Consider the following 1,433-nt stretch of genomic DNA (forward strand, 5'->3'; position numbering starts at 1 on the left):
GAGCTAACGTCAAGAGTGGTGTATGGGCAGCTTGATAGCGTTCGACTTCAGGCGGCGAGTTTCTGCTGAACCGGTTGATCGCCTTGCACCGGTTCGCCGTCCCTGAAGGCAATGCCCTCCAGCAACAGCTTGATCTGTTCGGGGCCGTTGATGCGGCGCCAGGTTTTCTCGGCTTCCTCGATCAGCTTGAATGCCAGACCAAGGAAGGTTGGTCGCGACACGCAGTTGCGCGTGCGGGTCGTTCGGTGGCGCACGGTCGCGAACGTCGACTCAATTGCATTCGTCGTGCGCAAATGCTGCCAGTGCTCGGCCGGGAAGTCGTAAAACGCCAGCAGACTCTCCCGGTCTTTCTTCAGCGTCTCAGTCGCCTTTGGATATTTCGCTGCGTAGACCGTCACGAAACGATCGAACGCGGCGTATGCCTCGGCGCGCGTCGCGGCCATCCAGATCGCCTGCAGATCTGCCTTCGCGCGCCCCTGTTGCGACTTCGGCAGCGCGTTGAGCACGTTGCCCATCTTGTGAAACCAGCAGCGCTGGCCACGTGTCGCCGGAAACACTTCTTCCAGCGCAGCCCAGAAGCCCATTGCGCCGTCCCCGACTGCCAGGAGTGGTCCGACCTGCAAGCCACGCGATTTCAGATCGAGCAGTAGCTCCTGCCAGGACGCCTTCGACTCACGATACCCGTCGCCGATCGCCACGCGCTCCTTGCGCCCATCCGGCCTCACGCCGATGATCACCAGCAGGCACTGGCCGTCCGAGTTCTCACTACGCAGGCCGGTATGAATGCCGTCGACCCACCAATACACGTAGCGCGACTTCGACAGATCACGCCGGCTCCAGCTGGCATGCTCATCGGCCCATTGCGCCTTCAGCCGGCTCACGACGTTGGCCGACAAGCCTTTGGCGTCATCTCCCAGCAGCACGCTCAGCGCCTCGCTCATATCGCCCGTCGAAATGCCCTTCAGATACAGCCACGGCAGCGCGGCACTCACGCGCGGCGACTTTCTCACATACGGCGGCACAATCGATGAATTGAACTTCACACCTGATCCTGATCGATCGCGAACCTTCGGGACCTTCACCGCAATGGGGCCGGCCGCCGTCAGCACCTCGCGCTCCGGCAGATAGCCATTGCGCACCACGGCACGCTGTCCGTGCAAGGTCTTGACGTTCTCGAACCGCTCCAGCAGCGCCGACAGCTCTGCTTCGATTGCCTGCTGGATCACCTGCCGCGCGCCCTGACGGACCAGCTCGTCCAGACCCAGACCCGCTCCCGATAGACCGACGACTTCTTTTTCCGTAAACTTGCTCATGGTGGATGGTTTGTTGTTTGCTGGTTTCCGACTTCGACAATCAGATTCTCAGCTGAAACCTCCACCGCCTTCAATCTCCCGCCTCAGATCCCCCATACACCAGATTCGAGCTTAGCTCTC

1 protein-coding gene is annotated in these 1,433 nt (G+C 61.1%); it reads right to left on the minus strand.

The genetic code is table 11. The features are described 5' to 3' along the window. Positions 1-47: 47 nt before the first annotated feature. A complete protein-coding gene (locus tag M0D64_RS44770) occupies positions 48-1,313 on the minus strand; it encodes an IS256 family transposase (RefSeq protein ID WP_266262310.1) in 1,266 nt (421 codons plus the stop codon). Between the last annotated feature and the right edge of the window lie 120 nt (positions 1,314-1,433).

Source organism: Paraburkholderia sp. WS6 (genome assembly GCF_030464835.1).
Classification (GTDB): domain Bacteria; phylum Pseudomonadota; class Gammaproteobacteria; order Burkholderiales; family Burkholderiaceae; genus Paraburkholderia; species Paraburkholderia madseniana.